31 protein-coding genes are annotated in these 26,942 nt (G+C 69.4%); 5 read left to right on the top strand and 26 right to left on the bottom strand.

The annotated features are described in order from the left end of the window. Window positions 1-3 precede the first annotated feature (3 nt). The 19 genes from rplE to rfbB form a co-directional block, all read right to left on the bottom strand. A complete protein-coding gene (gene rplE, locus VM95_RS06305) occupies window positions 4-573 on the bottom strand; it encodes a 50S ribosomal protein L5 (protein ID WP_030280779.1) in 570 nt (189 codons plus the stop codon). After that, window positions 573-884, bottom strand: coding sequence for a 50S ribosomal protein L24 (rplX, locus tag VM95_RS06310; protein ID WP_030263484.1), 312 nt, complete (start codon window positions 882-884; stop codon window positions 573-575). The genes rplE and rplX overlap by 1 nt, the downstream gene beginning before the upstream one ends. 15 nt (window positions 885-899) lie before the next feature. Beyond that, window positions 900-1,271, bottom strand: coding sequence for a 50S ribosomal protein L14 (gene rplN, locus VM95_RS06315; protein ID WP_030232481.1), 372 nt, complete (start codon window positions 1,269-1,271; stop codon window positions 900-902). Between the two features lie 102 nt (window positions 1,272-1,373). After that, window positions 1,374-1,646, bottom strand: coding sequence for a 30S ribosomal protein S17 (gene rpsQ / locus VM95_RS06320; RefSeq protein WP_014136278.1), 273 nt, complete (start codon window positions 1,644-1,646; stop codon window positions 1,374-1,376). Beyond that, window positions 1,646-1,870 (bottom strand): 50S ribosomal protein L29, encoded by a 225-nt coding sequence (gene rpmC / locus VM95_RS06325; RefSeq protein ID WP_031063040.1) that lies wholly within the window; start codon window positions 1,868-1,870, stop codon window positions 1,646-1,648. Before rpmC ends, rpsQ begins: the two co-directional genes overlap by 1 nt. Next, entirely contained in the window at window positions 1,870-2,289 is a 420-nt protein-coding gene (gene rplP, locus VM95_RS06330) for a 50S ribosomal protein L16 (protein WP_045693044.1), read from the bottom strand. The genes rpmC and rplP overlap by 1 nt, the downstream gene beginning before the upstream one ends. Before the next feature lie 5 nt (window positions 2,290-2,294). Next, window positions 2,295-3,119: a 30S ribosomal protein S3 gene (gene rpsC, locus VM95_RS06335; RefSeq protein ID WP_045693045.1), complete on the bottom strand. Its 825-nt coding sequence runs from the start codon at window positions 3,117-3,119 to the stop codon at window positions 2,295-2,297. Then, window positions 3,119-3,466 carry a 50S ribosomal protein L22 gene (gene rplV, locus VM95_RS06340; RefSeq protein WP_030280773.1) on the bottom strand — a complete coding sequence of 116 codons (348 nt, stop codon included), beginning with the start codon at window positions 3,464-3,466 and terminating at the stop codon, window positions 3,119-3,121. Before rplV ends, rpsC begins: the two co-directional genes overlap by 1 nt. Before the next feature lie 84 nt (window positions 3,467-3,550). After that, window positions 3,551-3,832 (bottom strand): 30S ribosomal protein S19, encoded by a 282-nt coding sequence (gene rpsS, locus VM95_RS06345; RefSeq protein WP_030280772.1) that lies wholly within the window; start codon window positions 3,830-3,832, stop codon window positions 3,551-3,553. Between the two features lie 11 nt (window positions 3,833-3,843). Further along, window positions 3,844-4,680, bottom strand: a complete 837-nt coding sequence (gene rplB, locus VM95_RS06350; protein WP_030232466.1) for a 50S ribosomal protein L2 — start codon at window positions 4,678-4,680, stop codon at window positions 3,844-3,846. A 46-nt stretch (window positions 4,681-4,726) separates the two neighbouring features. Then, complete coding sequence (rplW, locus tag VM95_RS06355) at window positions 4,727-5,044, bottom strand: 50S ribosomal protein L23 (protein WP_030280768.1); 318 nt, start codon at window positions 5,042-5,044, stop codon at window positions 4,727-4,729. Further along, the gene (rplD, locus tag VM95_RS06360; protein WP_045693046.1) at window positions 5,044-5,721 is read right to left on the bottom strand and encodes a 50S ribosomal protein L4; all 678 of its coding nucleotides are present in this window, start codon (window positions 5,719-5,721) and stop codon (window positions 5,044-5,046) included. The genes rplW and rplD overlap by 1 nt, the downstream gene beginning before the upstream one ends. Before the next feature lie 5 nt (window positions 5,722-5,726). Further along, on the bottom strand, window positions 5,727-6,374 hold the full coding sequence (gene rplC, locus VM95_RS06365; RefSeq protein WP_031063055.1) for a 50S ribosomal protein L3: 648 nt from the start codon (window positions 6,372-6,374) through the stop codon (window positions 5,727-5,729). Between the two features lie 14 nt (window positions 6,375-6,388). Continuing rightward, window positions 6,389-6,697, bottom strand: a complete 309-nt coding sequence (rpsJ, locus tag VM95_RS06370; protein ID WP_012785157.1) for a 30S ribosomal protein S10 — start codon at window positions 6,695-6,697, stop codon at window positions 6,389-6,391. 404 nt (window positions 6,698-7,101) lie between these two features. Continuing rightward, window positions 7,102-8,910 (bottom strand): phospholipid carrier-dependent glycosyltransferase, encoded by a 1,809-nt coding sequence (locus VM95_RS06375; RefSeq protein ID WP_157882001.1) that lies wholly within the window; start codon window positions 8,908-8,910, stop codon window positions 7,102-7,104. A 207-nt stretch (window positions 8,911-9,117) separates the two neighbouring features. Next, entirely contained in the window at window positions 9,118-9,897 is a 780-nt protein-coding gene (locus VM95_RS06380; protein ID WP_045693048.1) for a glycosyltransferase family 2 protein, read from the bottom strand. After that, window positions 9,894-10,295, bottom strand: a complete 402-nt coding sequence (locus tag VM95_RS06385) for a DUF2304 domain-containing protein (protein WP_063773458.1) — start codon at window positions 10,293-10,295, stop codon at window positions 9,894-9,896. Before VM95_RS06385 ends, VM95_RS06380 begins: the two co-directional genes overlap by 4 nt. Window positions 10,296-10,407: 112 nt before the next feature. Then, window positions 10,408-11,724 (bottom strand): MATE family efflux transporter, encoded by a 1,317-nt coding sequence (locus VM95_RS06390; protein WP_052706392.1) that lies wholly within the window; start codon window positions 11,722-11,724, stop codon window positions 10,408-10,410. Further along, entirely contained in the window at window positions 11,721-12,695 is a 975-nt protein-coding gene (gene rfbB, locus VM95_RS06395; RefSeq protein WP_045693049.1) for a dTDP-glucose 4,6-dehydratase, read from the bottom strand. The genes VM95_RS06390 and rfbB overlap by 4 nt, the downstream gene beginning before the upstream one ends. 82 nt (window positions 12,696-12,777) lie before the next feature. Here rfbB and rfbA point away from each other — a divergent pair, with 82 nt between their 5' ends. The 5 genes from rfbA to VM95_RS06420 all read left to right on the top strand — a co-directional run bounded on the left by rfbA (window position 12,778) and on the right by VM95_RS06420 (window position 17,662). Beyond that, window positions 12,778-13,653: a glucose-1-phosphate thymidylyltransferase RfbA gene (gene rfbA / locus VM95_RS06400; RefSeq protein WP_045693050.1), complete on the top strand. Its 876-nt coding sequence runs from the start codon at window positions 12,778-12,780 to the stop codon at window positions 13,651-13,653. Further along, window positions 13,650-14,249 carry a dTDP-4-dehydrorhamnose 3,5-epimerase family protein gene (locus VM95_RS06405; RefSeq protein ID WP_045693051.1) on the top strand — a complete coding sequence of 200 codons (600 nt, stop codon included), beginning with the start codon at window positions 13,650-13,652 and terminating at the stop codon, window positions 14,247-14,249. The genes rfbA and VM95_RS06405 overlap by 4 nt, the downstream gene beginning before the upstream one ends. A 149-nt stretch (window positions 14,250-14,398) precedes the next feature. Next, window positions 14,399-15,301 carry a glycosyltransferase family 2 protein gene (locus VM95_RS06410; RefSeq protein ID WP_045693052.1) on the top strand — a complete coding sequence of 301 codons (903 nt, stop codon included), beginning with the start codon at window positions 14,399-14,401 and terminating at the stop codon, window positions 15,299-15,301. Between the two features lie 30 nt (window positions 15,302-15,331). Continuing rightward, window positions 15,332-16,288, top strand: a complete 957-nt coding sequence (locus VM95_RS06415; RefSeq protein WP_045693053.1) for an NAD-dependent epimerase/dehydratase family protein — start codon at window positions 15,332-15,334, stop codon at window positions 16,286-16,288. A 96-nt stretch (window positions 16,289-16,384) separates the two neighbouring features. Further along, complete coding sequence (locus VM95_RS06420) at window positions 16,385-17,662, top strand: acyltransferase family protein (protein ID WP_052707175.1); 1,278 nt, start codon at window positions 16,385-16,387, stop codon at window positions 17,660-17,662. 88 nt (window positions 17,663-17,750) lie between these two features. On the opposite strand, the gene VM95_RS06425 is transcribed toward VM95_RS06420, so the two are convergent. The 7 genes from VM95_RS06425 to rpsL all read right to left on the bottom strand — a co-directional run bounded on the left by VM95_RS06425 (window position 17,751) and on the right by rpsL (window position 26,459). After that, window positions 17,751-18,221 (bottom strand): GtrA family protein, encoded by a 471-nt coding sequence (locus VM95_RS06425; RefSeq protein WP_078859641.1) that lies wholly within the window; start codon window positions 18,219-18,221, stop codon window positions 17,751-17,753. A 26-nt stretch (window positions 18,222-18,247) separates the two neighbouring features. Beyond that, window positions 18,248-20,686: a hypothetical protein gene (locus VM95_RS06430; protein WP_045693055.1), complete on the bottom strand. Its 2,439-nt coding sequence runs from the start codon at window positions 20,684-20,686 to the stop codon at window positions 18,248-18,250. Window positions 20,687-20,788: 102 nt separating this feature from the next. Then, entirely contained in the window at window positions 20,789-21,799 is a 1,011-nt protein-coding gene (locus tag VM95_RS06435) for a glycosyltransferase family 2 protein (protein ID WP_045693056.1), read from the bottom strand. Between the two features lie 282 nt (window positions 21,800-22,081). Beyond that, window positions 22,082-23,275 (bottom strand): elongation factor Tu, encoded by a 1,194-nt coding sequence (tuf, locus tag VM95_RS06440; RefSeq protein WP_045693057.1) that lies wholly within the window; start codon window positions 23,273-23,275, stop codon window positions 22,082-22,084. 194 nt (window positions 23,276-23,469) lie between these two features. Next, window positions 23,470-25,575, bottom strand: a complete 2,106-nt coding sequence (gene fusA / locus VM95_RS06445) for an elongation factor G (RefSeq protein WP_045693058.1) — start codon at window positions 25,573-25,575, stop codon at window positions 23,470-23,472. A gap of 39 nt (window positions 25,576-25,614) precedes the next feature. Continuing rightward, window positions 25,615-26,085 (bottom strand): 30S ribosomal protein S7, encoded by a 471-nt coding sequence (rpsG, locus tag VM95_RS06450; RefSeq protein ID WP_030055803.1) that lies wholly within the window; start codon window positions 26,083-26,085, stop codon window positions 25,615-25,617. A gap of 2 nt (window positions 26,086-26,087) precedes the next feature. Beyond that, on the bottom strand, window positions 26,088-26,459 hold the full coding sequence (gene rpsL, locus VM95_RS06455; protein ID WP_014144289.1) for a 30S ribosomal protein S12: 372 nt from the start codon (window positions 26,457-26,459) through the stop codon (window positions 26,088-26,090). Window positions 26,460-26,942 lie beyond the last annotated feature (483 nt).

Here is a 26,942-nt window from a genome sequence, read left to right on the forward strand (position 1 = left end):
GGCTCACGCCTCCTTGAACGGGAAGCCCAGAGCGCGCAGGAGCGCCCGGCCCTCGTCGTCGGTCTGAGCGGTGGTCACGACGGTGATGTCCATACCGCGCTGACGGTCGACCTTGTCCTGGTCGATCTCGTGGAACATAACCTGCTCGGTCAGACCGAAGGTGTAGTTGCCACGGCCGTCGAACTGCTTCGGGGAGAGGCCACGGAAGTCGCGGATACGCGGCAGAGCCAGCGACACCAGACGGTCCAGGAACTCCCACATGCGGTCACCACGGAGGGTGACGTGGGTGCCGATCGGCTGGCCCTCGCGCAGCTTGAACTGCGCGATGGACTTGCGAGCCTTGGTCACGGCCGGCTTCTGACCGGTGATCGCGGTCAGGTCGCGGATCGCGCCCTCGATCAGCTTGCTGTCACGGGCGGCCTCGCCGACACCCATGTTGACCACGACCTTGACCAGGCCGGGGATCAGCATGACGTTCTCGTACGAGAACTGCTCCTGCAGCTGGCCCTTGATCTCGGAGTTGTAACGCTCCTTGAGGCGGGGGGCCACCTTCTCAACAGTCGTCTCAGACATCAGATGTCCTCACCGGTCCGCTTGGCAACGCGGATCTTGTTGCCCTGGTCGTCGAAGCGGTAGCCGACGCGGGTGACGACCTTCTTGCCGTCCTTCTCCACGACCAGCTGGACGTTGGAGACGTGCACCGGGGCCTCGACGGTCACGATGCCACCCTGGGTACCCGGACCCGGCTTGGTGTGCTTCTTGACCCGGTTGACACCCTCGACCAGGACCTTGTTCTCAGCCGGCATGGCCTGGATGACCTTGCCCTGCTTGCCCTTGTCCTTGCCGGTGATGACCTGGACCAGGTCACCCTTCTTGATCTTCATGCTGTTCGCCATGGGTTAGAGCACCTCCGGCGCCAGCGAGATGATCTTCATGAACTTCTTGTCGCGCAGCTCGCGGCCCACCGGGCCGAAGATGCGGGTACCACGGGGGTCACCCTCGGTGTTCTTCAGCACGACAGCGGCGTTCTCGTCGAAGCGGATGTACGAGCCATCCGGACGACGACGCTCCTTGACGGTGCGGACGACGACGCACTTGACGACGTCACCCTTCTTGACCGAACCACCGGGGATCGCGTCCTTGACGGTCGCGACGATGACGTCCCCGATTCCGGCGTAGCGGCGACCGGAGCCACCGAGAACACGGATGCAAAGGATCTCCTTGGCACCAGTGTTGTCGGCAACACGCAGTCGCGACTCCTGCTGGATCACAGCTTTCTCCTGATCGTCAACGAGAGTCGACGGGCCGGCCGCTGCTCACACCGGCGTCCCGGGGGGACCCGCTGCACATACGGCCGTACCACATCGGCTTCGTTACTTGGCCTTCTCGAGGATCTCGACGACGCGCCAGCGCTTCGTCGCGGACAGCGGCCGGGTCTCCATCAGGAGGACACGGTCGCCGACACCGCACGCGTTCTGCTCGTCGTGCGCCTTCAGCTTGTTGGTACGGCGAATGACCTTGCCGTACAGCGCGTGCTTGACGCGGTCCTCGACGGCGACGACGACGGTCTTGTCCATCTTGTCGCTGACGACGAGACCCTCACGGGTCTTGCGGAAACCGCGCGTCTCGTTGGTGTTCTCAGTCATCAGGCGTTCTCCACCGTCTCGATGCCCAGCTCGCGCTCGCGCATCAGGGTGTAGATCCGCGCGATGTCCTTACGGACCAGCTTGAGCCGGCCGTGGTTGTCGAGCTGCCCGGTCGCCGCCTGGAAGCGGAGGTTGAACAGCTCCTCCTTGGCCTCGCGGAGCTTGGCAACGAGGGCCTCGTTGTCCAGCTGACGAAGCTCAGCAGCCTTGGTAGCGGCCGACATCAGCTTTCACCGTCCTCGCGCCGGACGATCCGGCACTTCATCGGAAGCTTGTGCGCGGCACGGGTGAGCGCCTCGCGCGCAGTCTTCTCGTTCGGGTACGACAGCTCGAACATGACCCGACCCGGGTGCACGTTCGCGATCCACCACTCCGGCGAACCCTTACCGGAACCCATGCGGGTCTCGGCCGGCTTCTTGGTGAGCGGGCGGTCCGGGTAGATGTTGATCCAGACCTTGCCGCCACGACGGATGTGACGGGTGATCGCGATACGAGCGGACTCGATCTGACGGTTCGTCACGTAGGCCGGGGTCACGGCCTGGATGCCGTACTGGCCGAACGCCAGCTCGGTGCCACCCTTCGAAGCGCCGCGGCGCTTCGGGTGGTGCTGCTTGCGGTGCTTGACCCTACGGGGGATCAGCATTGGGGTCAGGCCTCCGTTCCGGTGTTCTCGGCAGCCGGAGCCTCGACGGCAGCCGGGGCCTGAGCCTCGGCAGCGGCGGGACGACGGCCGCGGCCACCGCGCTCGCCACCACGGCGCTCGCCACCGCGGGCGGGACGACCACCCTCGGGACGGGCCGGGCGGTTGCCCGAGCGGGCAGCGGCGTTCTCAGCGCGGACCTCGGCGATGTTCTTGACGTCGCCCTTGTAGATCCAGACCTTCACGCCGATGCGGCCGAAGGTGGTCTTGGCCTCGAAGAAGCCGTAGTCGACGTTCGCGCGCAGGGTGTGCAGCGGCACACGGCCCTCGCGGTAGAACTCCGAACGGCTCATCTCGGCGCCGCCGAGACGACCGGAGCACTGGACCTTGATGCCCTTGGCGCCGGACTTCATGGTGCCCTGCATCGACTTGCGCATGGCACGACGGAAGGAGACGCGCGAGGACAGCTGCTCCGCGACGCCCTGAGCCACGAGCTGGGCGTCCAGCTCGGGGTTCTTGACCTCGAGGATGTTCAGCTGGACCTGCTTGCCGGTCAGCTTCTCCAGGTTGCCCCGGATCTTGTCGGCCTCCGCGCCGCGGCGGCCGATCACGATGCCCGGACGGGCGGTGTGGATGTCCACGCGGACGCGGTCACGGGTGCGCTCGATCTCAACCTTCGAGATGCCGGCGCGCTCCATGCCCTTCGTCATGAGACGACGGATCGCGACGTCTTCCTTGACGTAGTCCTTGTACAGCTTGTCGGCGTACCAGCGGGACTTGAAGTCCGTGCTGATGCCGAGGCGGAACCCGTGCGGGTTAACCTTCTGGCCCATTACCGGGTCCCTTCCTTGCTGCTGACGACCACGGTGATGTGGCTGGTCCGCTTGCGGATCCGGTAGGCGCGGCCCTGGGCACGCGGACGGAACCGCTTCAGGGTCGGGCCCTCGTCAACGTACGCCTCGGAGATGTAGAGGTCGTCCACGTTGGAGTGGTTGTAGTTGTGCGCGGCGTTGGCAATGGCGCTGTCGAGCACCTTGCCGACCGGCACGGTGGCGGCCTGCGGAGCGAAACGCAGGACGGCCTGGGCCTCCGTGGCATTCATGCCACGGATGAGGTCCACCACGCGGCGGGCCTTCATGGGCGTCACGCGGATGTACCGCGCCTGTGCCCTGGCTTCCATGGTTGTCCCCTTAATGGAGTAAGTCATTGAGTCGTTCTGGCGCTAAAGCTCAGTGCCTCTGCGGCGGAGCCGCAGAAGGGACACCTAGCGACGCTTCGACTTCCGGTCTTCCTTCACGTGGCCACGGAAGGTGCGGGTCGGAGCGAACTCGCCGAGCTTGTGGCCGACCATCGACTCGGTGACGAACACCGGGACGTGCTTGCGGCCATCGTGGACCGCGATCGTGTGACCGAGCATGCTCGGCGAGATCACGGAACGACGGGACCAGGTCTTGATGACGTTCTGAGTACCCGCCTCGTTCTGAGCGTCCACCTTCTTGATGAGGTGGCCGTCGATGAAGGGGCCCTTCTTGAGACTGCGCGGCATCTGACCTGCTCCTAGCGCTTCTTGTTGGTCTTGCGGCGGCGCACGATGAGCTTGTCCGACGCCTTGTTCGGGCGACGGGTACGGCCCTCGGGCTTACCCCACGGCGAGACCGGGTGGCGACCACCGGAGGTCTTACCCTCACCACCACCGTGCGGGTGGTCGATCGGGTTCATGGCGACACCACGCACGGTCGGGCGGACGCCCTTCCAGCGCATGCGGCCGGCCTTGCCCCAGTTGATGTTCGACTGCTCGGCGTTGCCGACCTCGCCGACGGTGGCGCGGCAGCGGGCGTCGACCAGGCGGATCTCACCGGAGGGCATGCGCAGGTGCGCCATCTTGCCCTCACGCGCCAGCAGCTGGATGCCGGAGCCGGCCGAGCGGGCCAGCTTGGCACCGCCGCCGGGACGCAGCTCCACCGCGTGGATGGTGGTACCGACCGGGATGTTGCGCAGCGGCAGGTTGTTGCCCGGCTTGATGTCGGCGCCAGCGCCGTTCTCGATCCGGTCACCCTGCGCGATGCCGCGCGGCGCGATGATGTAGCGCTTCTCGCCGTCCGCGTAGTGCAGGAGCGCGATGCGCGCGGTGCGGTTCGGGTCGTACTCGATGTGCGCGACCTTGGCCGGCACGCCGTCCTTGTCGTGACGACGGAAGTCGATCACGCGGTAGGCGCGCTTGTGACCGCCACCCTGGTGGCGAGCGGTGACACGACCGGCGTTGTTACGGCCGCCCTTGCTGTGCAGCGGGCGAACCAGCGACTTCTCCGGAGTGGACCGCGTGATTTCTACGAAGTCGGCCACGCTGGAGCCGCGACGGCCCGGCGTAGTCGGCTTGTACTTGCGGATGCCCATTTGGCTCTCTCGTCCTCGTCCTAATCGACGATCACGATCCCCTGATTCAGGAGACCGGACCACCGAAGATGTCGATGCGGTTGCCCTCGGCCAGCGTCACGATGGCGCGCTTGGTGTCCTTGCGCTTGCCAAAGCCCGTCTTGGAGCGCTTGCGCTTGCCCTGACGGTTGATCGTGTTGACAGCCTCGACCTTGACCGAGAAGACCGCCTCGACGGCCTGCTTGATCTGGGTCTTGTTGGCGCCCGGCGACACGATGAACGTGTACTTGTTCTCGTCGAGAAGGCTGTAGCTCTTCTCGGAGATGACCGGCTTCACCAGGACGTCACGGGGGTCCGTGAACGTCTTGCTCGTAACGTCGCTCATCAGGCGGCGCTCCCTTCGAGCTCGCCCTCAGCGGCAACGGCCTTGGCGGACGCGGCCGGACCGGCCACGAAACGCTCGAAGGCGGCCTGGGTGAAGACCACATCGTCGGAGACGAGCACGTCGTAGGTGTTCAGCTGACCGGCGTCCAGGATGTGCACGTTCGGCAGGTTGCGAGCGGACTTCAGGCCCAGCTCGTCCTCGCGCTCGACGACCAGGAGGACGTTCTTGCGCTCGGTGATCTTGCCGAACAGGCTCTTGGCGGCCTTGGTCGACGGCGCCTCGGTCGCGGTCACGTCGGTGATGACGTGAATGCGGTTGTGGCGGGCCCGGTCGGTGAGCGCACCGCGCAGGGCGGCGGCGATCATCTTCTTCGGGGTCCGCTGCGAGTAGTCACGCGGCACGGGACCGTGCACGACGCCACCGCCGGCGAACTGCGGCGCACGGGTCGAGCCCTGACGGGCGCGGCCGGTGCCCTTCTGGCGGTACGGCTTCTTGCCGCCACCGCGGACCTCGCCACGAGTCTTGGTCTTGTGGGTGCCCTGACGGGCCGCAGCGAGCTGCGCCACGACGACCTGGTGCATCAGCGGAACGCTGACCTTCGCGTCGAAGATCTCGGCCGGCAGCTCGATGCTGCCGGTCTTGTCGCCAGCCGGCGACAGGATGTCAATGGTGCTCATATCCTTCACAGCCCCTTCGCCGCGGTGCGGACGAGGACGAGGCCGCCGTTCGGGCCCGGGACGGCGCCCTTGATGAGCAGCAGACCCTTCTCCGCGTCGACCGCGTGCACGGTCAGGTTCTGGGTGGTCACACGCTCGTGGCCCATCCGACCGGCCATGCGCAGGCCCTTGAACACGCGGCCCGGGGTGGCGCAGCCACCGATGGAACCGGGCGAGCGGTGCTTGCGCTGGGTGCCGTGACCGGCGCCGAGACCCTTGAAGTTGTGACGCTTCATGACACCGGCGAAGCCCTTGCCCTTGGAGGTGCCGGTCACGTCGACCTTGACACCCGCCTCGAACAGCTCGGCGGTGATCTCCTGGCCCAGGGTGTACTCGGAGGCGTCCGAGGTACGGAGCTCGACCAGGTGGCGGCGCGGGGTGACACCGGCCTTGGCGAAGTGGCCCGCGAGGGGCTTGTTCACCTTGCGGGGGTCGATCTCGCCGAAGCCGATCTGGACGGCGTCGTAGCCGGCCGGGCTGTCGGCGGTGTGGACCTGGGTCACGACATTCGGCCCAGCCTTGACGACGGTCACCGGAACGACCCGGTTGTTCTCGTCCCAGACCTGGGTCATGCCGAGCTTCTCGCCCAGGATGCCCTTAATCTGCTTAGCCATCTTCGGTGCGCCTCTCAGAGCTTGATCTCGATGTCGACGCCCGCCGGCAGGTCGAGACGCATGAGCGAGTCAACCGTCTTCGGCGTGGGGTCGAGGATGTCGATCAGACGCTTGTGAGTACGCATCTCGAAGTGCTCGCGCGAGTCCTTGTACTTGTGCGGCGAGCGGATGACGCAGTACACGTTCTTCTCAGTGGGCAGCGGCACCGGGCCCGCGACCTGCGCACCAGTACGGATCACCGTCTCGACGATCTTCTTCGCCGAGGAGTCGATGACCTCGTGGTCGTAGGCCTTGAGCCGGATGCGGATCTTCTGTCCCGCCATGGCTACTCAGTAGTCCTTTGTCCTTAGTCACTTCACGACTCCCCCTCCGACCCCCGCGCTCGGGCGTGTCGCCTTCGCGCTTGCAAAAAACCGGCGAAGCACTTCGTCGGTTTCGAACTTTCGGGGAGGGGGGCGCCGGGCCGAGGCCCCGCACACGCTTCCCGGAAGATTCCCGTACGTCCGCCCCGCAGCTGCCGTGGCGTAGAACTCACGCTTGACGGCCATCACGGGAACGACGAGTACATGGGACTCGCTTCCGGTCCTCCCGGCGGGAGGCGCGCAGCATCGGCACTCAACCGAGCAACTTGGACATACTGCCACATGGAGCAGCCCGGATGCCAATCGGGGCCGGTGAGGTGCTCCTCACCGGCCCCGATCGGGTGGCCCTCGCGCCGTTCAGGCGGTCAGCGCTGGCGCCAGATGACCCAGCCGCCCTGCTTGTCCGTCCGGTCCACGTACCAGTTCGCCGGGTGGGTCGGCCAGTAGGACTCGGGCGCGGCCTTCGGGTCGGACGGCAGCGGCGTCAGGACGGCCGTCGCGCCCTCCGGGACGGGCTGCCAGCGCGGGTCCCGGTACCAGACCCGGCCCGGGTAGACCTCGTAGGTCTGGGTGGCCCGCAGGCCCCAGTCCACGTCCCAGGCGATCACCAGGTTGTCCTTGGGCTTGATCCCGGCGGTCTTGGTGAACCCGGTGGCGGCGGACTTGCGCCAATGCGAGAACGGCTTGGAGACGTGCTCGGTGATCGTCGAGATCGAGAAGCAGGCGAAGAACGCCAGCGTGATGCCGATCGCCCACATCACCTTGCGGCCGCCCGCGAGCAGCAGCAGCACGACGCCCGCCAGGACCACGAACGCGGCGGCCGTCGCCCGCATCATGTTGAGCTTCGTCCAGTCCGCGCTCAGGAACGCCACGTCCGGCATGCCCCACAGCACGAACACCTGGGTGCGCAGCTTCGAGCCGGCCGACCAGATGACGCCCTGCGCCAGCAGCAGCGTGAAGGCGGCGGTGGCGACCGCCGCGTACCCCAGGCGCCGGCGCGGGAGCCGGGCGAGGAGCGCGGTGCCCGCCACGAAGGCGGCCGGGATCAGGTACGAGGTGTACCGGGCGTACACCCAGTCGTCGATCCGGGCGTCGTCCGGCAGCGCCGCGGCGGAGGCCAGCGCGGTGCCGAAGAGCAGCGCCACCATGACGCCGCCGACGATCCGGTCCGGCCGCCGGAAGCGGCTGCTGAACACCGCGACGATGCAGACCACGATGGCCAGCCCGCCGATGCCCCAGGTGGAGACGATGAAGTACCAGACCTGGCCGACCGTACGGGTCAGGGTGCGCCGGAGGATGCTGAAGTCCTTCAGGCCGTCCATGAGGAAGGTGCCGACCTGGCTCGGCGGCACCGTGAACTGCCGCTCCAGCCACCAGGCGAGCGCCTTCGCGGCGCCCGCGCCGACGCCGAGCGCGCCGAGCCCGGCCAGCGTGGTGCGCCAGGGCGCCCAGCGCAGCACGAGCACGCCGACCAGGACCACGCCGGTCACCGCGACCACGACGCCGCCGCGGTCGTGGGTGGCCATCGAGTAGCCGGCCGCGAGGCCCATGCCGACCGCGCACCAGGCGCGCCGCTTGACCGTGCCCTCGGTCAGCCAGCCGTGCATGCACAGCAGCCAGGCCAGGATCAGCACCGGCAGGACGGTGTCCGCCATCGCGAACTGCGAGTAGAAGATCACCGGCGGCAGCAGCGCGGTGACGCCGCCGAACACGTAGGCGAGCAGCCGGCGCACGCCCAGGCGGCGCAGCGCCAGGTAGGCCAGCGGGAACACCAGCGCGTTGAGCAGCGCGTTGATGCCGAGGATCAGGTGGTAGACCGTGGTCGGGTCGGAGGAGAGCCGCATCGCCGGGGAGATCAGCAGCGGGTAGCCGCCCGGGATGACCACGCCGACCGGGACCTCGGTGGCCGAGCGGCCGGCCAGGACCCGGGACAGCACGAGGTAGGTGTCCTCGTCCGGGTGGACCGAGGGGAAGTCCAGGCCCCGCACGAGCACGAGGCGGAAGGCGACCTCCAACGCGTAGCCGACGACCAGCGCCACCGGCCAGAACCACCGGCGGGTCCGGATCTCGTCGAACCGCCGCACCAGGCGGTCCGTCCGCCCGTCCCCCGGCTCGGGTCGTCTGCTCTCCTGGGCGCCGCGGCGCTCGCCGACGGTGTCTGCTGTTGTCTGCACTGAAGTCCGACTCTTCCCCTGGATGGTCCGGTCTACGAGAAACCCGGCAGGCCGTTCGGCCCCGATCGCGGCCGCGCGGCCGCCCGGAGGCGCCGACGGAGACGGCCGTTCGTGGAGCTCACGCTAACAAGTCGCACAGAACCCGTGCACGAACGCGGGCTGTCCAACCTCCCCCATCCTCCTGACGCCCCGGGTACCCGGCCCGGTTCAGCTCCGCCCGGCGAACTGCCGAGCGGGAGCCGCCGCCTTCTTGGTGGCGGGCTGGATCGCCTTGATGTGCTTGGGCATCCTGCGGATCATCGCGAGCAGCAGGACCAGGCCGGCCCGGGCGAGGTAGATGGTCGCCTTGATCGGGGAGGCACTGGGCGTGCCGGTGGTCCGCTCGCGCATCGCGACCGGGACCTGGCGGATGACGAAGCCGCAGCGGGCCGCGCCGACCATGCTCTCGATCGTGTCGCCCAGGTACTCGACCGGGTACCACTGCGAGAAGAACTCGATCATCGGCTTGTTGCAGGCCTTGAAGCCCGAGGTGGTGTCGGTCAGCCGGGTGCGGGCGATCCGGGAGAGCACCACCGAGAGCAGCTTCATCGCCCAGGAGCGCGGGCCGCGCACCCGGTACTCGCCCTCGCCGGCGAAGCGGGCGCCGATGACCAGGTCGGCCTCGTCGAGCTTGGCGATCAGCGACGGCACGTACGAGGGGTCGTGCTGGCCGTCCGCGTCGCACTGCAGCGCGATGTCGTAGTCGTGCAGGTGCGCGTAGCGGTAGCCGAAGCGCATGGCGCCGCCGACGCCCAGGTTGTACGGCAGCTGCGCGACCTTGGAGCCGTGCGCCGCGGCGACGGCCGCGGTGTCGTCCACCGAGCCGTCGTCGACGACCAGGGTGTCCACGCCCGGCAGCTTCTGCTGGATCTCGCGGAGGATCTTGGGCAGTCCCTCGGCCTCGTTCCAGGCCGGGAGGATGATCAGTACCCGCTTGCCGTCGATCATGCCGTCACCCCGGGGTCGGTCGCCTTGGCGGCGTCGTTGTTGCTGCGCGCGATCGGGTAGTCGTGGTGCTCGGCCAGGTACGCGCGCATCATCGCGACGTCCTCGGCCAGCGTGCGGGTCTCGGCCTCCAGCCGGGAGGCCTCCCAGCTCAGGTGCAGCGAGACCAGCAGCAGCAGGACGAAGCCCGCGAACAGGACCAGGCTGACGCCGGAGGCGATGCCGAGCTTCCGGGCGGTCGAGTCCAGGATCGTCGGGAAGAAGCCGAGCGGCGCGACGACGACGCCGATCGCGAGCCAGATCGCCGCGTACTTCTCCCGGAGCTGCTGGCGACGCAGCAGTTCCAGGATGTAGACGAGCACCAGCACGCCGGTGATCGAGGTGATGACGGTGAGATGCACGACTGAGAGCGCCTTTCAGCGACAGTGGCGTGGCCAAGAGATCACAGTGTAAAAGGCGTGGCGTGACGTGCCTGCCGCCGCCGGTTGTGGTAACCCCGGGTCGACCGGGGTCTCAGACCTGGGACGACCGGGAGGCCGCCGCGGTTGCCCGCTGATCCGTCACGGACCCGGCCGGAGCGGCCAGGGAGCGGTTCAGCGCCCATAGCATGGCAGCCGCGCTGACGGCGGCACCAGCCAGGTAGGCGAGTTCGACCCGGGTGGCGATCGCACCGGGCACCAGCGTGACCGCGACCAGGACCACGGTGCCGGCGAGCCAGGAGGCCAACTGCCGCTGGTGGCGGCCGAGCGAGAGCAGCGCCTGGCCGAAGACCGTCGCGAGCATGTAGCAGAGCGTGCCGAGCGAGAGCCACAGGAAGTCGGCCGGGCCGAGCACGTCCTGCGCCTTGAAGAACACGCGGATGGCCCACGGGCCGAGCAGCACGGTCGGCAGCCCGGCGGCGGTGCACATCAGCACCACGATGCCGCCGGTGCGCAGCAGCACCTTGCGGAACTCCCCGTGGTTGCCGGCCGCCGCGGCGCCGGACAGCGAGGAGACCAGCGAGGCCTGGATGGCGGCGTACGCGAAGAGCGGCACGCGGGCCAGCACCACCGCGTTGAGCAGCGCCGCGATCAGCGCCTTGGAGGACGGCGAGAGCACGCCGACGCTCACCACCGCGGCGTTGACCATCAGCTGCGCCAGCAGCGTCGAGCCGGTCAGCAGGCCGAGGCCGGTGACGACGTCGCGCCAGGCCGGCGCCGGGCCGCCGCGCCGGTCGGCGAGCACCGAGCGCATCCCGATCGCCGAGGCGGCGAGCGGCGAGATCACCAGGATCAGGCTGAACGCGAACGCCGAGTGCACGCCGAACAGCGGGATCAGCGCGGCCAGACCGATCCGCAGACCGCCGTCGACGCCCAGCTGCAGGCCGTACGAGCCGAACCGGCCGAGGCCGGCCAGCGCGCCGCGGGCCACCGAGCTGACCGCCAGGCCGACCAGGGCGCCGCCCATGCCGACCACCAGGCCGAGGTCGCCGGAGAAGAACCGGTCGGCGATCGGACGGGCCGCGGCCGCGACGCCGGCCAGCACCACGGCGAGCACCACGACGGTGGCCAGCAGCACCCGCCGGATGGCCGGCCCGGGGCCCTGGCCGGCCACGTCACGGGCGGCCACCAGCCGGTTCAGCTCCAGCTCGACCGGCGAGAACAGGCCGTACCCGACCGACATGACCAGGGTCCACAGCATCGAGACCCCGGCCACCTGCGTGGTGTCCAAGCCGTGCCCGGCGAGCGCCAGGAAGATGTACGAGGAGGCACCGAGCACGACGGTGCCCCCCGCGACGAGCCGCACACCGGGGGGCAGCGCCCCCAGCAGCTTGGCCACCGGGTTCGTCATCGCAGGGCGGCCTTGGCCTTCAGCGGCTCCCACCAGGCGCGGTTCTCGCGGTACCAGGCGATGGTGGCCGCGAGGCCGTCCTCGAAGCGCACCTGCGGGGCGTAGCCCAGCTCCTCGCCGATCTTGGTGATGTCGAGCGAGTAGCGCAGGTCGTGGCCCTTGCGGTCGGCGACCGGCTCGACCATCGACCAGTCGGCGCCGGCGGCCTGCAGCAGCAGCTCGGTCAGCTCCTTGTTGGTCAGCTCGGTGCCGCCGCCGATGTTGTAGACCTCGCCGGCCCGGCCCTTGCGCATCGCGAGGTCGATGCCGCGGCAGTGGTCGGAGACGTGCAGCCAGTCGCGGATGTTGCCGCCGGTGCCGTACAGCGGCACCTTCTTGCCGTCCAGCAGGTTCGTGGTGAACAGCGGGATGACCTTCTCCGGGAACTGGTAGTGCCCGTAGTTGTTGGAGCAGCGGGTCACCACGACGTCCATGCCGTGGGTGCGGTGGTAGGCCAGCGCCAGCAGGTCGGAGCCGGCCTTGGAGGCGGAGTACGGGGAGTTCGGCACGAGCGGCCACTCCTCCGTCCAGGAGCCCTCGGAGATCGAGCCGTACACCTCGTCGGTGGAGACGTGGACGAAGCGGCCGACGCCGTGCTTGCGGGCCGCGTCCAGCAGCACCTGGGTGCCGAGGACGTTGGTCACCACGAACGGGCCGGCGCCCTCGATCGAGCGGTCGACGTGCGACTCGGCCGCGAAGTGCACGACCACGTCGTGCCCGGGCATCACCTGGTCGACGGCCTCGGCGTCGCAGATGTCGCCGCGGACGAAGGTGTAGCCGCTGTGGTCGGCGACCGGGGCCAGGTTGGCCTCGACACCGGAGTAGGTGAGCTTGTCGAAGACGGTGATCCGGTCCGTGGCGCCGGCGCCGAGCAGCTGGCGGACGAACTCTGAACCGATGAAGCCGGCGCCGCCGGTGACGAGGATGCGCATAGTGCGGGAAGTCTACCGGGGCGCGGAGAACCCTCCGCCCCGCCCCGGCAGGGGCCCGCGGACCTCACATAAGCTGCGGGGCATGCGTGGAATCCTCTTGGCCGGCGGCACCGGCTCCCGACTCTGGCCGCTGACCCGGGCTGTCTCGAAGCAGCTCCTCCCGGTCTTCGACAAGCCGATGATCTACTACCCGCTGTCGACCCTGGTGATGGCCGGGATCAGCGAGATCCTCATCATCACGACCCCCCAGGACCAGGACCAGTTCCAGCGCCTGCTCGGCGACGGCTCCCAGTTCGGGCTGAAGCTGGAGTACGCCGTCCAGGAGAAGCCCGAGGGCATCGCCCAGGCCTTCGTCCTCGGCGCCGACTTCATCGGCGACGAGCCCGTCGCACTGATCCTCGGCGACAACATCTTCCACGGCAGCGGCCTGGGCACCCGGCTCGCCGAGCGCACCTCCCCGCAGGGCGGCATGGTGTTCGCCTACCCCGTCGCCGACCCGACCGCCTACGGCGTCGTCGAGTTCGACGAGGCCGGCCAGGTCATCTCCATCGAGGAGAAGCCGACCGCGCCCAAGTCCCGCTACGCGGTGCCCGGCCTGTACTTCTACGACAACCGCGTGGTGGAGATCGCCCGCGACCTGACGCCGAGCGCCCGCGGCGAGCTGGAGATCACCGCCGTCAACGAGGAGTACCTCAAGCTCGGCGAGCTGCACGTCACCGTGCTCGACCGCGGCACCGCCTGGCTGGACACCGGCACCTTCGTCTCGATGGTCCAGGCCTCGGAGTTCGTCCGGGTCATCGAGGAGCGCCAGGGCTTCAAGATCGGCTGCATCGAGGAGGCCGCCTGGCGGGCCGGCCTGATCGACGACGCGCAGCTGCGCGAGCTGGCCGAGCCGCTGTGCAAGAGCGGCTACGGCCAGTACCTGATCGCGCTGCTCGACGAGGAGGCGGCCAAGTGAAGTTCCGCGAGCTGTCCATCGATGGCGCCGTCGAGGTCACCCCGCAGCTGCACGGCGACCCCCGCGGCCTGTTCATGGAGTGGTACCGCTTCGACCACCTCCAGGAGGTCGTCGGCCACCCGCTGCGGCTGGCCCAGGGCAACCTGTCGGTGTCCGCCAAGGACGTGGTGCGCGGCATCCACTTCGCCGACGTCCCGCCCGGCCAGGCCAAGTACGTCAGCTGCGTGCGCGGCGCCGTCCTGGACGTGATCGTCGACCTGCGGGTGGGCTCCCCCACCTTCGGGACGTGGGAGTTCGTCCGGCTCGACGACGTCGAGCGCAAGGCGGTCTACATCGCCGAGGGCCTCGGCCACGGGTTCTGCGCCCTGACCGACGACGCCACCCTGTCGTACGTCTGCTCCGAGACCTACAACCCGACCGGCGAGCACGCGGTGCACCCGCTCGACCCGGACCTCGGCATCGAGTGGCCCACCGACGCCCCGCAGCTGTCCGCCCGCGACGCCGCCGCGCCCTCGCTCGCCGAGGCGATCGCGAGCGGCCTGCTGCCGGACTACGAGAAGTGCCGCGCCTACACCGAGAGCCTGCGCACGGCCTGAGCCCGACCGATGCCCGGACCGCCGCCCGCAGGGCCGGTGGTCCGGGCATCACCGTCGGTGGGGGCCCGCTCGCGGCTCAGTATGATGGGCCCGCCGCGGGGCCCCGCCCCGCCCGCCGGCCCGAACCGACCTCCGGATGTGCCTCCACCATGACCACCCTGGAAATCCTGCTGCCGTACTACGGCGACGTCGCACTGATGCAGGAAGCCGTCCGCAGCGTGCTGGCCCAGACCGACCCGGACTGGCGGCTCACCGTCGTGGACGACGGGAAGGAGCCCGGGGTCCCCGAGTGGTTCGCCGAGCTGGGCGACTCCCGGGTGCGGTACTTCCGCAACGAGCAGAACCTCGGCGTCACCGGCAACTACCGCAAGTGCCTCGGCCTGGCCGAGTACGAGCACCTGGTGTTCATGGGCACCGACGACGTCATGCTGCCCGGCTACGTCGCCACCGTCCGCTCGATCCTCACCCAGTATCCCGGCGTCGCGATGATCCAGCCCGGCGTCCAGGTCATCGGCAGCGACGGCCGGCCCAGCACCTCGCTCGCCGACGAGTCCAAGCGCCGCATCTACGCGCCCAAGCAGCGCGGCCGCGTGCTGATGGGCGGCGAGGACCTCGCGGTCAGCCTGCTCAAGGGCAACTGGCTGTACTTCCCGTCGATCTGCTGGCGCACCGAGGCCGTGAAGACCACCGGCTTCCGCGACAACCTGGAGATCATCCAGGACCTCGCCCTGGTCATCGACCTGCTGCAGGCCGGCGAGCAGATGGTCGTCGACGACGAGCGGGTCTTCCAGTACCGCCGGCACGCCGTCAGCATCTCCTCCTCGTCCGCGTTCAGCGGCACCCGCTTCACCGAGGCCCGGCGCTACTTCCTGGACGCCGCCGACCGCCTCGACGCCCAGGGCTGGCCGCGGGCGGCACGCGCCTCCCGGCTCCACCTGTCCGCCCGCATCCACGCCCTCACCCTCGTCCCGGGCGCGATGCGCGCCGGCCAGTGGCAGGGCGCGAAGACCCTGCTGCGCAACGCCACCAGCACGGCCCGCCGGCCCCGCTGACCCTTCGTCCTCCCCTTGGAGTCCTCCGCAATGAGCGCACCGCACACGGCACCGGCCCGGGTGGCCGTCCTCGGCGGCACCGGCTTCATCGGCCGGGTGCTCGGCGCCCGCCTGCTGGAGCGCGGCGCCGAGGTGGTCAGCCTCGCCCGCAAGGCCCCGGCCGAGCCGGCCCCCGGCCGCTTCCTCGCCTTCGACCTCTCCACCGGTGACCCGGCCGAGCTCACCGCGCTGCTGGAGCGCGAGCGGATCGACACCGTCGTCAACGCGGCCGGCGGCATGTGGGGCCTGAACGACGAGCAGATGTACCAGGCCAACGTCGTCCTCACCGAGCGGCTGGTCGAGGCCGTCGCCGCGATGGCCGCCCCGGCCCGGCTCGTCCACCTCGGCACCGTGCACGAGTACGGCATGGCCCCGGTCGGCACCAGCCAGCGCGAGAGCGACCCGGCCGCCCCGGTGATGGAGTACGGCAAGCTCAAGCTGGCCGCCACCGAGGCCGTCGTGCGCGCCGTCGAGGCCGGCCGGATCAGCGGCGTCGTGCTGCGCCTCGGCAACGTCGTCGGCGCCGGCCAGCCCGGCCACAGCCTGCTCGGCGTGATGGCCGGCAAGCTCGACGCCGCCCGCCGGGCCGGCGAGACCGCCCAGCTGTCGCTCCAGCCGCTCACCGCCCTGCGCGACTTCGTCGACCTCACCGACACCCTCGACGCCGTCCTGCTGGCCGCCGCCGACCGCTCGGCCCCGGCCGTCGTCAACGTCGGCACCGGCTCCGCCTCCACCGCCCGGCAGCTGGTCGAGCTGCTGATCGAGGAGAGCGGCGTGCCGACCGAGATCACCGAGGTCCCGGCGCCGGACGGCACCGGCCCCGAGACCGAGTGGCAGCAGCTCGACGTCACCGTCGCCCGGGAGAGCCTCGGCTGGACCCCCCGCCGCACCCTGCGCGAGGCCGTCCGCGAGCTCTGGCTCGCCCAGACCGCCGACCCGGCCGCGTAGGGCCGCGCCCGACAGAGCAGCACCGGCGCCGGACGGACCCACCCGTCCGGCGCCTCCGCCATCGCGGCAGCACCCACCAGCCCCTGAGGAACCCCCATGAGACCGCGCAGTCTGCTCCGATCCCGGGGCACCCTGGCCGAGTTGTTCTCCGGCCGTGCCAACAGCTTCGGCCTGCTGCGCCTGCTGCTGGCCTCCTCCGTGGTGGTCTCGCACGTCTACCCGCTCGCCTGGGGCCACCTGGACCCGCTGTGGGAGAAGAGCGGCCAGCAGACCGACATCGGGAAGATGGCCGTGATCGGCTTCTTCGTGCTCTCCGGGTTCATGATCACGGGCAGCGGCCGGCGCAGCACCATCGGCCGCTACTCCTGGCACCGGGCGCTGCGCATCCTCCCCGGTCTCTGGGGCTCGCTGGTGATCTCCACCCTGGTGATCATGCCGCTGCTGTACCGCTGGCAGCACCACACCCTGAACGGCTTCTGGAACGACCCGAACGGCCCGAAGACCTACCTGCTCGGCACCTGGAACACCTCGCTGACCGGCGGCTGGGACGTCTCCGGCGTGATCCACGAGGGCATCCGGCGCGGCACCAACTTCGACGGCAGCGTCAACGGCGCGCTCTGGTCGCTCAAGTACGAGATCCTCTGCTACATCGTCGTCGGCCTGCTGGCCGCCGGCGGGGTGCTGCTGCGGGCCCGCCGCTTCGTCCCGCTGGCCGCGGTCGCGCTGTGGGTGCTGATCCTCAACGACTGGATCGAGGCGCCCGGCTGGCGCGGCATCCCCGGCGACATGGGCTCCGGCGTCAACCTCCCGGGCCTGGGCTCACTGAGCATCCACTTCATCGTCCACCTGGGCTTCGTCTTCCTGATCGGCGCGACCTTCCAGCTCTACCGCGAGCGCATCCCGATCAACGACGCCCTGGCACTGGCGTCCGCGGTGGCCTTCCTGGCCACGCTGCGCTGGGGCGGCGTCTTCGTGATCGGCTACCCGGCCTTCGCCTACCTGCTGCTGTGGCTGGCGATCCGGCTGCCCGGCCCGTTCCAGCGGATCGGGCGCAAGCGGGACTACTCGTACGGCATCTACATCTACGGCTTCACCGTCGAGCAGGCGCTGGCGATGCTCGGCTACGCCAAGTACGGCAAGCTCGGCTTCCTCGCCTGCGCGCTGGCCGGGACGGTCGTGCTGGCCGCGCTGTCGTGGCACCTGATCGAGTCGCCGGTGATGAAGCTGAAGGACTGGACGCCCGGGCCGATCCGCCGGCTCAAGGCCCGCAAGGCCGCCCCGGCGGCCGCCCAGGACACCGCGCAGGACACCGCTGGGGCACCGACCGAGCGCCGCGAGGCGGAGGCCGTCCGGCCGCCCACCGTCTCCGCGTAGCGACGACCGCACGACGAACGGCGGAGCGCCCGGTGCCCGAGGCACCGGGCGCTCCGCCGTTCCGGTGTTCTGCCGTGTCCTGCGGGGCTCAGTCCTTGAAGACCCACACCTTCATCAGCAGGAAGCGGACCACGGTGGCCAGGCCGTTGGCCACGATCAGGCCGCCGACCTCGACCACCTTGGAGGCGTGCGGCGCCGCGTAGTGCAGCAGCGCCAGCACGCCGGCGCTCAGGGCCAGCCCGATCACGAAGGCCACCGCGCCCTGCAGCTGGTGCTTGAGCGCCCCCTCCGAGCCGGTGATGCCGAAGGTGAAGCGGCGGTTGGCCGCGGTGTTGGCGACGGCACTGACCGCGAGCGCGATCAGGTTGGCGGCCTGCGGGTCGACCACCTGCCGCGCCGCCACGTAGAGGCCGAGGTAGAAGAGCGTGCTCAGCACCCCGATGATCGCGAAGGACGGGAGCTGTCGCTTGGCCGTGGAGCCGGACCGCTCCGCGGCCCCCGGCTCGTCGGTCGAGGCTCCTACGGCCCGCTTGTCGGTGGAGACCATGTCTGTGCCCATGCTTCGTCGTCGGGTCGGGTCGGTGGTCAGGACAGCTCGTACACGGCCACCCGGCCGTTGTCGAACACCTTCGGGGCGAGCCTCGCCAGCAGCGGCGACTCCTGGCCCGCCTTGCGCTGGACCACCAGGTAGCGGACGCGGTGGTCGTCGTGCAGCCGGCGCAGGATGTCGGCGGTCGGGTGGTAGAAGGCGTCCTCGTTGAGCTTGAGCAGCGCCGCGTCCCAGAACGGCGCGGTGGTCGCCGCGGCGCCGCCGGAGGTCGCCATCAGCCGCGGCGCGTACGCCCAGCCCTCGATCAGGACGGACCGCTCCGAGTACGCCCCCAGCCAGTGCGAACGGTAGTTGGTGCAGGTCGGGCCGTTCTTGTAGTCCTCGAACTCCCAGCAGTGGCCGTTGGTCGCCAGGACGTCCTTCGGGTCGCTGTGCGCGCGCACCCAGCGGGCACCGTCGATCTGCGTCTTCGGCAGGATCCAGGAGCCCTCCCAGACCACGTGCCGGGCCTGCAGGACGTCCAGCCCGAGGCCGGGCAGGCCGATCGCCAGGGTGGCCGTCAGCAGCACCACGCCGCCGCGCCGCCGCAGGGCCGGCACCGCCCGGGCCGCCGCCCACCACAGCAGCCCGCAGACGGCGGCGATCGCGGCCAGCACGCCGGCGGCGACCAGCGCGGGCAGCAGCGGGTCGTACGAGTGCCAGGCCTTCTCGTGGCCGAACAGCCCGACCGCCCACTTGGCCCAGTCCGCGGAGTACCGGTACATCAGGTACGTCAGGCCGCCCGCGAGCGCGAGCGCGCCGGCCAGGAGTGCCGCCACGGCCCGGCGCGGCAGCGCGGCCCGCTCGACGGCCTCGCAGTAGCCCCAGGCCGACAGCAGCGCGCCGAACGGCAGGCCGGCGATGGTGAAGTAGCTGGAGTTGAAGCCGTTCACGGCCAGGTAGGCGGCCGGCCCGGCGATCGCGCCGCCGAGCAGGAACCACTGCACCGGCTCCAGCCGGAACCGCCGGCGCCACATCAGCGGCAGCGCGCCGACCACCTTCAGCTGGTGGTTCAGCAGGAAGGCGCCCAGGGTCGCGGCGACCACCACGGCCTGCACCGCCGCCGTCCGGCTGTGCTGCGGATCGGCCCAGTACTGCTGGACGTTGCCGAACGGGATGACCTCCAGGCCGTAGCTCTCGAAGTCGAAGATGACGGCCGTCGCGAACAGCTGCGCGGCGCCGATCACCGCGCCGAGGCCGACGATCGGCCAGGGGATGCGCCGGGTGCCGATCAGCACCATCAGCCCGGCGAAGGCCAGGCCGGCCAGGGTCACCGGCAGCGAGCTCGCCTTGGCGGCGCTGGAGGCGAGCGCGAAGAGGGCGGTGAGCACGAAGGCGCCGCGGCCCAGCGCCGGCGCCCGCCCGTCGTCCGCCCGCCCGTCGTCGTCCAGGGGCCCGCCGTCCGCCCGGCCGCGCCGCAGCACGTCGCCGACCACGCCGATCAGCGCGATCAGCAGCGGCTGGCTGTAGGTGAGCGACAGGCTGACGAAGGACATCAGCCGGACCTCGGGCGCGCCGAAGGTCCAGCTGCTGACGTTGTTCGGGTAGGCCGCGGTGAACTCGCCCACCGCGAAGACCAGCACCGCCGCCACCGGGGCGGCCCAGGCCCGGCCGCTCAGCCGCTGGGCGACCACCGCCGTCACCAGGATGCCCAGCGCGGCCAGCGCCGGGACCATCAGCCGCATCTCGATCACGGTCAGGTCGATGTGCCCGACCAGGTCGCCCATCGCCATGTGGACGAAGGTGAACCAGTGGTAGTGCAGCGGCTCCCCCGCCGCCTGCGGCAGGGTGGGCGGGAAGTCGTGCTTGGCGTTGCCCGCGAGCGACAGCAGGTACGGCAGGTCGCCGTACTGCCGGGTGGTGTCGCTGTCCGGCAGGATCGGGAAGCGGGAGAGGAAGACCTCGTAGTAGTACACCGAGGTCAGCGCGACGACCCCGGCCACCGACCAGGACCAGCCCGCCGACTGCCGCCGGTAGCCGCGCGGCCGCCAGTGCCGGCGCAGCCCGGGCACCGCCAGGAACGGCACGACCACCAGCAGCGGCCAGGCGATCGCCGCCTTCTGCAGCCCGAGCGGCATCAGCACCGCCCAGGCCGCCAGCTCCAGCACCAGGCCGGTGGCGGCGCCGAGCGCCAGGTCCTCGACCAACGTGTACGGGCGGCGCCGCAGCGACCGGAACACCAGGGTGCCGGGCAACAGCACGGCCCAGGCCGCATAAAAGGTGTAGCGGGCGATGTCGCCGGGCCGGGTGTCCGCGGCCAGCAGCAGGGCGACCAGCAGCAGGTAGGCGGCAGCGGCGGGGGCGAAACGCAGCAGCCGGCGGAGCACCGTTTCCCGGGGCCCGCCGGCCGTCACCGCCGTGGCGCGGGACGGCGCGTCCCGCAGGCGCACGTCGCCCGGCCCCGACGAGGTCCCGGTGCTGTCGGTGCTCCCCATGCTGTCCATTCCGTTGGTCTGGCCCCTCGCGCCGGCGGCGCCGTGGGACGGCCGCCGTCCGCGGCCGGGGCGCTCGGCCCCGGCCGCGGACGGCGGCGTTGCTCAGCCGGCGTAGGTGACGGTCCGGCGGGTCGTGCGGTCGTTGTCCTCGGCCGAGTCGTAGCCGACGAAGTACGCCGGGCGGGCCTGGGACGCCGAGTAGATCCGGCCGACGTACTCGCCGAGCAGGCCGATGCAGATCAGCTGGACGGCACCGAGGAAGAGCATGCCGATGAACAGCGAGGACCAGCCGGGCACGGTCTTGCCGAGCGCGTACTCGACGGTGGTGTAGATCCCCAGCGCGAAGCAGAGCACGAAGCTCAGCACGCCCAGCCAGGTCGCCAGCCGCAGCGGGGCGGCGGAGAAGTTGGTGATGCTGTCGACGGCCAGCCGGAGCATCTTCGACAGCGGGTAGTGGGTGCTGCCGGCCACGCGCTCCTCGCGCACGTAGACGACCTCGCCGCTGGGGAAGCCCAGCCACGGCACCAGCAGGCGGTAGACCGGCTGGTGCTCGGGCAGCGCCTTCAGCGCCTCGACGGCGGCCCGGCTGAGCAGGCGGAAGTCACCGGCCTGGTTGGGCATCTTCTTGCCGACGAGCTTGCGCATCAGCCAGTAGTAGGCGCCGGCCGTGCGCCGCTTGAAGACGGTGTCGGTGCCGCGGTCGCCGCGCACGCCGTAGACGATGTCGAGGTTCTGCTCGCGGGCCAGCGCGAGCATCTCGGGGATCTTCTCCGGCGGGTCCTGCAGGTCGGCGTCGATCGACACGACGTAGTCGCCGAAGGCCCGGTGGATGCCGGCGGTCAGCGCGGCCTGGTGCCCGGAGTTGCGGGCGAAGCGGACGATCCGGAACTCCGGCCAGTCCTGGTGGATCTTCTGCATGAGCGCGGGGGTCGCGTCCGTGCTGCCGTCGTCGATGCCGACGACCTCGTAGCTGATGCCGAGGCCGTCGAGGATCGGACGCAGCCGCTGGACGGTCAGAGGCAGCGCCTCCTGCTCGTTGTAGATCGGCATGACGACCGACAACAGCGGCGCGGGCCCCCCGGCCGGGCCGTTCCCGGATGCTTCGTTGAACATCGTGCTTGCCCGTCCCCATGTATCGAGTGCGATCGAGAAGGTGCTCCGCCGGGAGACGACACCGACCGGAGCCTCTCCCAACGCCCTGGAAGCTGCGGACGACAACGCGGGAGAGCCCAATGAGCCGCCAGGATAGCAGTCGGTTCTGGACAAACCTTCAACAGGCCGTTACCAGAAGCAGACGGGAGCACCACAGTTGACACACCGAAGGGCCCCGCACACCCGGAGGTGTGCGGGGCCCTTCGGCTCAGCCTCTACGAGGCGGGCAGGTCAGAGCCTCGATTACTTGAGGATCTTGGTGACCTGGCCGGCGCCCACGGTGCGGCCACCCTCACGGATGGCGAACTTCAGGCCCTCCTCCATGGCGATCGGCTGGATCAGCGCGACCGTCATGGCGGTGTTGTCGCCCGGCATGACCATCTCGGTGCCCTCGGGGAGGGTCACGACGCCGGTCACGTCCGTGGTACGGAAGTAGAACTGCGGGCGGTAGTTGTTGAAGAACGGGGTGTGGCGGCCACCCTCGTCCTTCGACAGGATGTAGGCCTGGGCCTCGAAGTCGGTGTGCGGGGTGACCGAACCCGGCTTGATGATGACCTGGCCGCGCTCGACGTCCTCGCGCTTGATGCCACGGAGCAGCAGACCGACGTTCTCACCGGCCTGGCCCTCGTCGAGCAGCTTGCGGAACATCTCGATGCCGGTGACCGTGGTGGTGGTCTTGGCTTCCTTGATGCCGATGATGTCGACGGTCTCGTTGACCTTGAGGATGCCGCGCTCGATGCGGCCGGTGACGACGGTGCCACGACCGGTGATCGTGAAGACGTCCTCGATCGGCATCAGGAACGGCTGGTCCACGGCGCGGGCCGGGGTGGGGATGTTCTCGTCGACGGCGTGCATCAGGCCGACGAGCTTCTCGCCCCACTCCTTGTCGCCCTCGAGGGCCTTCAGCGCGGAGACGCGGACGACCGGCAGGTCGTCGCCCGGGAACTCGTACTCGGAGAGCAGCTCGCGGACCTCGAGCTCGACGAGCTCCAGGATCTCCTCGTCGTCCACCATGTCGGCCTTGTTCAGGGCGACGACGATGTACGGAACGCCGACCTGGCGGGCCAGGAGGACGTGCTCCTTGGTCTGCGGCATCGGGCCGTCGGTGGCGGCGACCACCAGGATGGCGCCGTCCATCTGGGCGGCACCGGTGATCATGTTCTTGATGTAGTCAGCGTGACCCGGGCAGTCGACGTGGGCGTAGTGACGCGCCTCGGTCTGGTACTCGACGTGCGCGATCGAGATGGTGATACCGCGCTGACGCTCCTCCGGGGCCTTGTCGATCTGGTCGAACGGCGTGAAGGGGTTCAGGTCCGGGTACGCGTCGTGCAGCACCTTGGTGATGGCCGCGGTCAGCGTGGTCTTGCCGTGGTCGATGTGACCGATGGTGCCGATGTTGACGTGGGGCTTCGTCCGCTCGAACTTCGCCTTGGCCACTGAGTCCTCCTGAGGACAGTTCCTGTACGCCGTGCTGACGTCAGTTGGTCTTTGATCGGGCTTGGTCCGGGTGCCGGAAGCACCTCGTACCGTCCCATGGGTGGGGGCCGGAGGCCCTGGGAGAATCCGTCCGGATCCTCCCAGGTCGCCTCCTAATAGCCTAAAGGGTCGGAATCATCCCGGAAGTCGGGACGTCACTCACCCTTGGACTTGGCGATGATCTCCTCAGCCACGGCCTTGGGGACCTCGGCGTACGAGTCGAACTGCATCGAGTAGCTCGCGCGACCAGAGGTCTTGCTGCGCAGGTCACCGACGTAGCCGAACATCTCGGAGAGGGGCACCAGCGCCGTGACGACGCGGGCACCGTGGCGCTCGTCCATGGACCGGATCTGGCCACGACGAGAGTTGATGTCACCGATCACGTCGCCCATGTAGTCCTCGGGCGTGGTGACCTCGACGGCCATCATCGGCTCAAGAAGGACCGGCTTGGCCTTCCTGGCGCCTTCCTTGAAGGCCATCGAACCGGCGATCTTGAACGCGAGCTCGGAGGAGTCGACGTCGTGCGACTGACCGTCGAGGAGCTTCACGCGGACGCCCTGGAGCGGGTAGCCGGCGAGGACGCCGAACTCCATGGCCTCCTGGCAACCGGCGTCGACCGACGGGATGTACTCGCGCGGAACGCGGCCACCGGTGACCAGGTTGACGAACTCGTAGCCCTCGGCCTGCTCGAGCGGCTCGATCGCGATCTGCACCTTGGCGAACTGACCGGAACCACCGGTCTGCTTCTTGTGGGTGTAGTCGATGCGCTCGACGGCCTGACGGATCGTCTCGCGGTACGCGACCTGCGGCTTGCCGACGTTGGCCTCGACCTTGAACTCACGCTTCATACGGTCGACCAGCACCTCGAGGTGCAGCTCGCCCATACCCGCGATGATGGTCTGGCCGGTCTCCTCGTCCGTGTTGACCTGGAAGGACGGGTCCTCCTCGGCGAGACGCTGGATGGCGACACCCAGCTTCTCCTGGTCACCCTTGGACTTGGGCTCGATGGCGACGCGGATGACCGGGGCCGGGAAGTCCATGGACTCCAGGATGACCGGGTTCTTCTCGTCGGCCAGCGTCTCACCGGTGGTGGTCTGCTTCAGGCCCATGACGGCGACGATGTCGCCGGCGCCCACCGACTCGATCTCCTCACGCTTGTTCGCGTGCATGCGGTAGATCTTGCCGATGCGCTCCTTCTTGCCCTTGACGGCGTTCAGCACCGAGGTGCCGGACTCCAGGCGGCCGGAGTAGATCCGGACGAAGGTGAGCTTGCCCAGGTGCGGGTCGGACATGATCTTGAACGCCAGCGCAGCCAGCGGCTCGTCGTCCGAAGCCTTACGGGAGATCTTGGTCTCCGGGTCGTTCGGCTTGGTGCCCTCGATGGACTCGATGTCCAGCGGCGACGGCAGGTACTTGACGACCGCGTCGAGCAGGGGCTGAACGCCCTTGTTCTTGAAGGCGGTACCGCAGAAGATCGGGGTGAAGTCCGAGTTCAGGGTGCCCTTGCGGATGACGTCCTGCAGCAGCTCGACCGGGATCTCCTCGCCCTCGAGGAAGAGCTCGGCGATTTCGTCGCTGATGGTCGAGACGGTGTCGATCAGCTGCTCGCGGTACTCGTCCGCCTGCTCCTGCAGCTCGGCCGGGATGTCGACGACGTCGTACATCTCGCCCTTGGCGGCCTCGGCCGACCACACGAGGGCCTTCATGCGGACAAGGTCGACAACGCCCTTGAAGTCCGCCTCGGCACCGATCGGGAGCTGCATCACCAGCGGGGTGGCGCCGAGGCGCTCCACGATGGTGTCGACGCAGAAGAAGAAGTTCGCGCCCGTGCGGTCCAGCTTGTTGATGAAGCAGATGCGCGGGACGCCGTAGCGGTCAGCCTGCCGCCACACGGTCTCGGACTGGGGCTCGACACCGGCGACACCGTCGAACACCGTCACGGCACCGTCGAGGACGCGCAGCGAACGCTCCACCTCGACGGTGAAGTCGACGTGACCCGGGGTGTCGATGATGTTGATGGTGTGGTCGGCATCGTCGACCGTCCAGTGACAGGTCGTCGCGGCCGACGTGATCGTGATGCCGCGCTCCTGCTCCTGCTCCATCCAGTCCATGGTGGCAGCGCCATCGTGGACCTCACCGATCTTGTACGACACACCGGTGTAGAACAGGATCCGCTCGGTGGTGGTCGTCTTGCCCGCGTCGATGTGCGCCATGATCCCGATGTTGCGGACCTTGGCGAGGTCAAGGGAGGTTGCAGCCATGGTGGCTCGTTCTCTCTCTGTCTAGTGACGGGGTACGGACTACCAGCGGTAGTGCGCGAAGGCCTTGTTGGACTCGGCCATCTTGTGGGTGTCCTCGCGACGCTTCACGGAAGCGCCCAGGCCGTTGCTGGCGTCGAGGATCTCGTTCATCAGGCGCTCGGTCATGGTCTTCTCGCGACGGGCGCGGGAGTAACCGACCATCCAGCGCAGCGCCAGGGTGCTGGCGCGGCCCGGACGGACCTCGACCGGAACCTGGTAGGTCGCGCCACCGACACGGCGGGACTTGACCTCGAGGGCCGGCTTGACGTTCTCCAGCGCACGCTTCAGCGTGACGACCGGGTCCGAGCCGGTCTTCTCACGGACGCCCTCGAGGGCGCCGTAGACGATCCGCTCGGCGGTGGAGCGCTTGCCGTGCAGCAGGATCTTGTTGACCAGCTGGGTGACGACCGGGGAGCCGTAGACCGGGTCGATGATGACCGGGCGCTTCGGGGCGGGGCCCTTACGAGGCATTCTTACTTCTCCTTCTTGGCGCCGTAGCGGCTGCGAGCCTGCTTGCGGTTCTTGACACCCTGGGTGTCGAGCGAACCGCGGATGATCTTGTAGCGGACACCAGGAAGGTCCTTCACACGACCACCGCGAACCAGCACGATGGAGTGCTCCTGCAGGTTGTGGCCCTCGCCCGGGATGTAAGCGGTGACCTCGATCCCGCTGGTGAGGCGCACACGGGCGACCTTGCGGAGAGCCGAGTTCGGCTTCTTCGGGGTGGTCGTGTACACACGCGTGCAGACCCCACGGCGCTGCGGGGAGCCCTTCAGCGCGGGAGTCTTGTTCTTCTCGACCTTGTCCTGCCGGCCCTTTCGGACCAGCTGCTGGATCGTAGGCACCGTTTCTCCGTTTTCTGTGTGCCAAGGCTTGGTGGAACTAACCTGTGGTGATCCCTCGCACTCGGCCCCGTGGTCGACCCACGCGGTCGGGTGTGTTGGGTTTTTTCCGGCACGGAATCCCGTGAGCTGATGTACAGCGACGGCGCTCAACGCGCGGGGCGCTGGAAGGCGCTCCGGCTCGGCGCGGCGACCGGTGTGCATGCACGCACAAGGACCCGGGGACACCCCAGGCACAAGGTCAGAGCGTACCTAGCGCATGGGGCGCGGTCAAAACAAATGCAACGCCGCAGGTCGTGACCCCCGGCCGGATGTCGCGGGGGTGTCCCGCGCACGACCTGCCGGTGTCGGGCCACCCTTCACCCGCTGTACCACAGCCGGGGGCCGTCTGCCACCCGGGCCGGCGTACGGCGCGCTGATCGCCGCGCTCGGCATCCGGCTGGCGGCCGACCGGCTGCTGGAGCGCCTGCCGGAGATCCTGGCCAG

It is taken from the genome of Streptomyces rubellomurinus (genome assembly GCF_000961885.1).
Lineage (GTDB): Bacteria > Actinomycetota > Actinomycetes > Streptomycetales > Streptomycetaceae > Kitasatospora > Kitasatospora rubellomurina.

What these genes read in the sequence shown, in the direction of transcription:
- rplE (WP_030280779.1), bottom strand. Translation starts at nt 573, where the DNA reads ATGTCTGAGACGACTGTTGAGAAGGTGGCCCCCCGCCTCAAGGAGCGT.
- rplX (WP_030263484.1), bottom strand. Translation starts at nt 884, where the DNA reads ATGAAGATCAAGAAGGGTGACCTGGTCCAGGTCATCACCGGCAAGGAC.
- rpsQ (WP_014136278.1), bottom strand. Translation starts at nt 1,646, where the DNA reads ATGACTGAGAACACCAACGAGACGCGCGGTTTCCGCAAGACCCGTGAG.
- rpmC (WP_031063040.1), bottom strand. Translation starts at nt 1,870, where the DNA reads ATGTCGGCCGCTACCAAGGCTGCTGAGCTTCGTCAGCTGGACAACGAG.
- rplP (WP_045693044.1), bottom strand. Translation starts at nt 2,289, where the DNA reads ATGCTGATCCCCCGTAGGGTCAAGCACCGCAAGCAGCACCACCCGAAG.
- rpsC (WP_045693045.1), bottom strand. Translation starts at nt 3,119, where the DNA reads ATGGGCCAGAAGGTTAACCCGCACGGGTTCCGCCTCGGCATCAGCACG.
- rplV (WP_030280773.1), bottom strand. Translation starts at nt 3,466, where the DNA reads ATGGAAGCCAGGGCACAGGCGCGGTACATCCGCGTGACGCCCATGAAG.
- rpsS (WP_030280772.1), bottom strand. Translation starts at nt 3,832, where the DNA reads ATGCCGCGCAGTCTCAAGAAGGGCCCCTTCATCGACGGCCACCTCATC.
- rplB (WP_030232466.1), bottom strand. Translation starts at nt 4,680, where the DNA reads ATGGGCATCCGCAAGTACAAGCCGACTACGCCGGGCCGTCGCGGCTCC.
- rplW (WP_030280768.1), bottom strand. Translation starts at nt 5,044, where the DNA reads ATGAGCGACGTTACGAGCAAGACGTTCACGGACCCCCGTGACGTCCTG.
- rplD (WP_045693046.1), bottom strand. Translation starts at nt 5,721, where the DNA reads ATGAGCACCATTGACATCCTGTCGCCGGCTGGCGACAAGACCGGCAGC.
- rplC (WP_031063055.1), bottom strand. Translation starts at nt 6,374, where the DNA reads ATGGCTAAGCAGATTAAGGGCATCCTGGGCGAGAAGCTCGGCATGACC.
- rpsJ (WP_012785157.1), bottom strand. Translation starts at nt 6,697, where the DNA reads ATGGCGGGACAGAAGATCCGCATCCGGCTCAAGGCCTACGACCACGAG.
- VM95_RS06380 (WP_045693048.1), bottom strand. Translation starts at nt 9,897, where the DNA reads ATGATCGACGGCAAGCGGGTACTGATCATCCTCCCGGCCTGGAACGAG.
- VM95_RS06390 (WP_052706392.1), bottom strand. Translation starts at nt 11,724, where the DNA reads ATGACGAACCCGGTGGCCAAGCTGCTGGGGGCGCTGCCCCCCGGTGTG.
- rfbB (WP_045693049.1), bottom strand. Translation starts at nt 12,695, where the DNA reads ATGCGCATCCTCGTCACCGGCGGCGCCGGCTTCATCGGTTCAGAGTTC.
- rfbA (WP_045693050.1), top strand. Translation starts at nt 12,778, where the DNA reads ATGCGTGGAATCCTCTTGGCCGGCGGCACCGGCTCCCGACTCTGGCCG.
- VM95_RS06410 (WP_045693052.1), top strand. Translation starts at nt 14,399, where the DNA reads ATGACCACCCTGGAAATCCTGCTGCCGTACTACGGCGACGTCGCACTG.
- VM95_RS06415 (WP_045693053.1), top strand. Translation starts at nt 15,332, where the DNA reads ATGAGCGCACCGCACACGGCACCGGCCCGGGTGGCCGTCCTCGGCGGC.
- VM95_RS06420 (WP_052707175.1), top strand. Translation starts at nt 16,385, where the DNA reads ATGAGACCGCGCAGTCTGCTCCGATCCCGGGGCACCCTGGCCGAGTTG.
- VM95_RS06425 (WP_078859641.1), bottom strand. Translation starts at nt 18,221, where the DNA reads ATGGGCACAGACATGGTCTCCACCGACAAGCGGGCCGTAGGAGCCTCG.
- VM95_RS06430 (WP_045693055.1), bottom strand. Translation starts at nt 20,686, where the DNA reads ATGGGGAGCACCGACAGCACCGGGACCTCGTCGGGGCCGGGCGACGTG.
- VM95_RS06435 (WP_045693056.1), bottom strand. Translation starts at nt 21,799, where the DNA reads ATGTTCAACGAAGCATCCGGGAACGGCCCGGCCGGGGGGCCCGCGCCG.
- fusA (WP_045693058.1), bottom strand. Translation starts at nt 25,575, where the DNA reads ATGGCTGCAACCTCCCTTGACCTCGCCAAGGTCCGCAACATCGGGATC.
- rpsG (WP_030055803.1), bottom strand. Translation starts at nt 26,085, where the DNA reads ATGCCTCGTAAGGGCCCCGCCCCGAAGCGCCCGGTCATCATCGACCCG.